General features: G+C 72.2%; 7 protein-coding genes. All 7 read left to right on the forward strand.

Features of this window, described 5'->3' with window-relative positions:
* Positions 1-240 precede the first annotated feature (240 nt).
* Positions 241-573 carry a rhodanese-like domain-containing protein gene (locus tag ACFPFQ_RS48365; RefSeq protein ID WP_379630083.1) on the forward strand — a complete coding sequence of 111 codons (333 nt, stop codon included), beginning with the start codon at positions 241-243 and terminating at the stop codon, positions 571-573.
* Entirely contained in the window at positions 570-1,955 is a 1,386-nt protein-coding gene (locus tag ACFPFQ_RS48370; protein ID WP_379630084.1) for an MBL fold metallo-hydrolase, read from the forward strand. Before ACFPFQ_RS48365 ends, ACFPFQ_RS48370 begins: the two co-directional genes overlap by 4 nt.
* A gap of 5 nt (positions 1,956-1,960) precedes the next feature.
* A complete protein-coding gene (locus tag ACFPFQ_RS48375) occupies positions 1,961-2,845 on the forward strand; it encodes a sulfite exporter TauE/SafE family protein (protein ID WP_379630085.1) in 885 nt (294 codons plus the stop codon).
* Between the two features lie 35 nt (positions 2,846-2,880).
* On the forward strand, positions 2,881-3,141 hold the full coding sequence (locus tag ACFPFQ_RS48380) for a metal-sensitive transcriptional regulator (RefSeq protein ID WP_379630086.1): 261 nt from the start codon (positions 2,881-2,883) through the stop codon (positions 3,139-3,141).
* Positions 3,142-3,167: 26 nt separating this feature from the next.
* Positions 3,168-3,572, forward strand: coding sequence for a DUF302 domain-containing protein (locus ACFPFQ_RS48385; protein WP_379630087.1), 405 nt, complete (start codon positions 3,168-3,170; stop codon positions 3,570-3,572).
* Positions 3,573-3,669: 97 nt separating this feature from the next.
* A complete protein-coding gene (locus tag ACFPFQ_RS48390; RefSeq protein WP_379630088.1) occupies positions 3,670-3,888 on the forward strand; it encodes an SHOCT domain-containing protein in 219 nt (72 codons plus the stop codon).
* On the forward strand, positions 3,885-4,928 hold a 1,044-nt coding region (locus ACFPFQ_RS48395; RefSeq protein ID WP_379630089.1), incomplete at its 3' end, for a multicopper oxidase family protein. The genes ACFPFQ_RS48390 and ACFPFQ_RS48395, both read left to right, overlap by 4 nt.

Below are 4,928 nucleotides of genomic sequence, written 5' to 3' on the forward strand. Positions count from 1 at the left end.
ACGGCACCCCGGCCAGGACCTGCTCGACGTGCTGCCCGCACCCGCGGTAGGTGGCCTTGCCGCACGTCCGGCACGTTGCCCGCTGACACATGTGAACCTCCATCGTTCGGTGAGGGCCCAATATACCCCATGGGGTATCAGGTGGCGTCCGTCACGCCGATACCCCCCAGGGCATCAATGGGCCGCCTTCTTCGTTGATGCGGATACCCCAGGGGGTACAGCCGACAGGGAGGCACAGAGATGTTGCCGGAGATCGATCAGCAGCAGTTGGCACAGGTCCGTGCCACCGCCGCGGTGATGGTGGTGGACGTGCGCGATGCCGACGAGTACCGCGCCGGCCACGTGCCCGGCGCCCGGCTGATACCGCTGAAGGTGCTGGGCGCCCGGATGCACGAGCTGCCCCGGGACACCCCGGTGTACCTGGTCTGCCAGTCCGGCGGCCGCAGTGCCCAGGCCACGCGAATGCTGCTCGGGGCAGGAATCAGGGCCGTGAACGTCCGGGGCGGCACCGCAGCCTGGATCCAGGCCGGCCAGCCCGTCGAGCACGGCATCGGGACGGAGACGACACGATGATCGAGATCCTGACGATCGAGACGACCGGCTTGGGCGATCGCAGCTACCTGGCCCACGACGGAAACGTCGCGCTCGTCGTCGACCCCCAGCGCGACATCGACCGTGTCCTGGCCGTCGCCGACGAGGCCGGCGTGACCATCACCCACGTGTTCGAGACCCACATCCACAACGACTACGTCACCGGCGGGCTCGCCCTCGCCCGCGCCACCGGAGCCGCCTACCACCTCAACGCCGACGACGACGTCGCGTTCGAGCGCACCGCCCTGCACGACGGAGACATCGTGACCATCAGCGCGGAGATGGCCGTGCGCGCACTGCACACACCCGGCCACACCCACACCCACCTGTCCTACGCGCTGCTCGACACCACCGACGACACCCCCGGCGACACGATCGCCGTGTTCAGCGGAGGCTCCCTGCTGTTCGGAGCCACCGGCCGCCCGGACCTCCTCGGGCCCGACCACACCGACGCCCTCGTGCACGCCCAGTGGCACTCCGCCCGCCGCCTCGCCACTGAAGTCCCCGGCGCCGCGACCCTCCACCCCACGCACGGGTTCGGCAGCTTCTGCTCCGCGAGCGCGACGGCGAACGGCACAACGGGCACCGTCGGCGACGAGACCCGCACCAATCCCGCACTCACCCTGGACGAGGAGCACTACGTCCGCGACCTGCTCGCCGGGCTCGACGCCTTCCCCGCCTACTACGCCCACATGGCCCCGGCCAACAGCGCCGGCCCCGACGCCCCGGACCTCACCCCACCCGCCATCGCCGACCCGGGCGAGCTGCGCCGACGCATCGACGCCGGCGAGTGGGTCGTGGACCTGCGCGACGGCACGGCGTTCGCCGCCGAGCACGTCGCCGGCAGCGTCAACATCGGTCTCGCCGGGCAGTTCGTCACCTACCTCGGCTGGCTGATCCCCTGGGGCACTCCGGTCACGCTCCTCGGCGACACCGCCGCCCAGGTGGCCGAGGCCCAGCGCGAGCTCGTCCGCATCGGCATCGACGGGCCCGCCGGCGTGGCTACCGGAGGCCCTGCGGACTGGACCGACATCCCGGTGTCGTTCCGTCGCGCTACGTTCACCGATCTCGCCGCCGCGCTCGCCGCCGGCGACGACCCGGCTGTGCTCGACGTCCGCCGCACCTCCGAGCGAGCGACCGCCGCGATCGGTGGATCGATGCACATCCCGATCCACGAGATCCTCACCCGCATCGACGAGGTCCCCGCCGCAACGGTGTGGGTGCACTGCGCCGGCGGCTACCGCGCAGGCGTCGTCGCCTCCCTGCTGCACGCCCGCGGCCACGACGTCGTCGCCATCGACGACGACTTCGCACGGGCCATCGACACCGGGCTCACGGCGACCGCCGACCGGGCCGCGGCGTGAGCGTCATGACCCTCGCTCTCGTCCCCGTCCTCGCGGTGCTGGTCGGGGTCACCCTCGGCCTGCTCGGCGGGGGCGGCTCGATCCTGATGGTCCCGCTGCTGGTCTACGTCGCCGGCGTGCCCACCGGCAGTGCGATCACGACGTCGTTGTTCGTCGTCGGCGTCACCTCACTCGCCGCACTGCTCCCGCACCTCCGCCGCGGCACCGTGCAGTGGCACACCGGAATGCTGTTCGGCACCGCGGCCATGGCCGGCGCGTTCGCCGGCGGCCTGGTCGGTGGACATCTCCCCGAGCCGCTGCTGCTGGGCGGTTTCGCGGTCATGATGATCGCCACCGCCGTCGCGATGCTCCGCGGCCGACGCACAGCCCCAGCAGCCGTCCCCGGCCGTCCCCTGGTGCGCACGCTGCTCACCGGTGTAGCCGTGGGTGTCGTCGCCGGCCTGGTCGGCGCGGGCGGCGGGTTCCTGGTCGTACCCGCACTCGCACTGCTGGGCGGGCTCGCCATGCCCGCCGCCATCGGCACCTCCCTGCTGGTCATCGCCCTGCAGTCGGCAGCCGGGTTCACCGGGCACCTCGGCTCAGCGGCCCTGGGTACAGCGGCCCTGGACTGGCCACTGACCCTCACCGTGACCGGCGCCGCCGTGCTCGGCGCCCTGATCGGCGCCCACTACGCGACGCGGGTCCCCGCGACCGCGCTACGCCGGGCGTTCGGCTGGTTCGTGCTCGCGATGGGCACGTTCGTCCTGCTCCAGCAACTGCCGGCATCCGCACTCCTGCCCGCTGGGACCGCAGTGGGGGCCCTCGCCGTCGCGGCCGCCGGCTGCGCACTGATCTCGCCACGGTGCCCGCTGCGCTCCCTCGGACACACCTCGGCGGCGGGAGTACCGTGACAGATACACCCCGGGGTATCGCGGAAGGAGTAGTAATGAAGATCGAGGACGATGTCGTCGGCAGCGTGGTCAACCGCCTGCGCCGCGCGGAGGGCCAGCTCGGCGGCGTCATCCGCATGCTGCAGGAGGGCCGCGACTGCAAGGACGTGGTCACCCAGCTCGCCGCCGTCTCACGGGCACTGGACAAGGCCGGATTCGCGGTCATCGCCTCCGGCCTCGTGCAGTGCATCGCCGCGGGCGAGGAAGGCGAGCTCGACCGCGCCCAGATGGAAAAGCTCTTCCTCTCCCTCGCCTGACACCCCACCGAACGCAGGAGACAACGATGTCCGCACACACCGTCACAGTCGAGCTCTCACAGAACGACGCCATCGACGCCGTCACCGCGGCACTGGCCACCCAGGGCTTCGGCGTCCTGACCACCATCGACGTCAAGGCCACCCTCAAGGCCAAGCTCGGCGAGGACGTCGAGGACTACACCATCCTCGGCGCCTGCAACCCCGCACTCGCCCACCAGGCCCTGTCCACCGACCCCGAGATCGGGCTGCTCCTGCCCTGCAACGTCACCGTCCGCCAGGCCGGCGGCCACACCCTCGTCCAGGCCGTCGACCCCGCCGAGCTGCTCGCCATGGCCGGCGACGGCGGCCCGCAGCCGGCCGAGCTCGCCGCCGTCGCCAAGGACGCCTCCGCACGCCTGCACGCCGCACTCGACTCCCTGACCCACGACTGAGGTACTCCGACCCCGCAGGACAGGGCGAGGGCCCCTCGTCCTCCCCACGCGGGACGACGACCGTCGACCTCCTACAGACGGAGAGGACCACACCACCATGATGGGTACAACAGCGATGAGCTGGTTCTGGATCTGGCCGACCCTCGTCGTCGTCGGGCTCGCACTGCTCGGCTACCTCGCCTACCGGACGGCCCAGAGCCGAGGTCCCGGACGCCCAGCGGTCCGGAACGGGTCAGCCCGCCAGATACTCGACGAGCGCCTCGCGCGCGGCGAGATCGACGCCGACGACTACCGCCGCCGCGCCGACCTCCTGTGACGCCGGCCCCGATCAGCCGCCGCCGCGCCCTGGCCCTGGGAGGTCTCGGCGCGGTCGGGCTGATCGCCGGAACCACCGGATGGATCGCCAGCGCGACCGCGGCCCCCGCCACCTCCCTGCCCGGCGCCGGCGATTTGCTCGTCCAGCCCCCGGTCCTCGACAGCCGCGACGGCCGGCTCGCGGTCGAACTCACGGCGGCGGCCGGTGTCCGGCTGGCCGGCCGCGACACCTCCGCGCTCGGCTTCAACGGCGGCTCCCCCGGCCCGACCCTGCGGGTGCGGCCCGGCGACGAGCTCGCCGTTCGGCTGACCAACCGGCTCGGGCAGCCGACCAACCTGCACACCCACGGCCTGCGCGTCTCCCCCCGGGGCAACAGCGACAACCCTTTCCTGCGCATCGATCCCGGCGAGTCGTTCGACTACCTCTACAAGATCCCCGCCGACCACCCGGCCGGCACCCACTGGTACCACCCCCACCACCACGGCATGGTCGCCGACCAGCTCTTCGGCGGACTGTTGGGCGGGTTGATCGTCGACCGCGGACCCGACGTCCCGGTCACCACCGACCGGCTGCTGCTGATCACCGACATCACCCTCGACGGCGCCGGGGCCGTCGTCGAGGCCACCGCCACCGATCGGGCGAACGGCCGGGAAGGACAGCTGCTGCTGGTCAACGGCCAACACCAGCCCACCATCACCGCCGCGCCGGGCAGCACCGAGCGCTGGCGGATCGTCAACGCCTGCACCTCCCGCTTCCTGGCCCTGCACCTCGACGGCCACCAGCTTGACCAGATCGCCCTGGACGGCTCGTTCCTCCCCCGACCGGCCCGCCTGGACAGGCTCGTCCTCGCTCCGGGCAACCGCGCCGACATCCTCGTCCGCCCCCAGGACACCGGCCGGTTCGCCATCGTCACCGACCCCTACGACCGCGGCTCCATGATGGGCAGCGGCGCCGTCGGCACCGGATCGACGACGCTGGCCACGCTGGTCACCACCGGCCCACCACGCCCCTCAGCGTCACTCCCTGCCGCCCTGGCCGCC

The sequence above is a fragment of the Pseudonocardia sp. GCM10023141 genome, assembly GCF_042653605.1.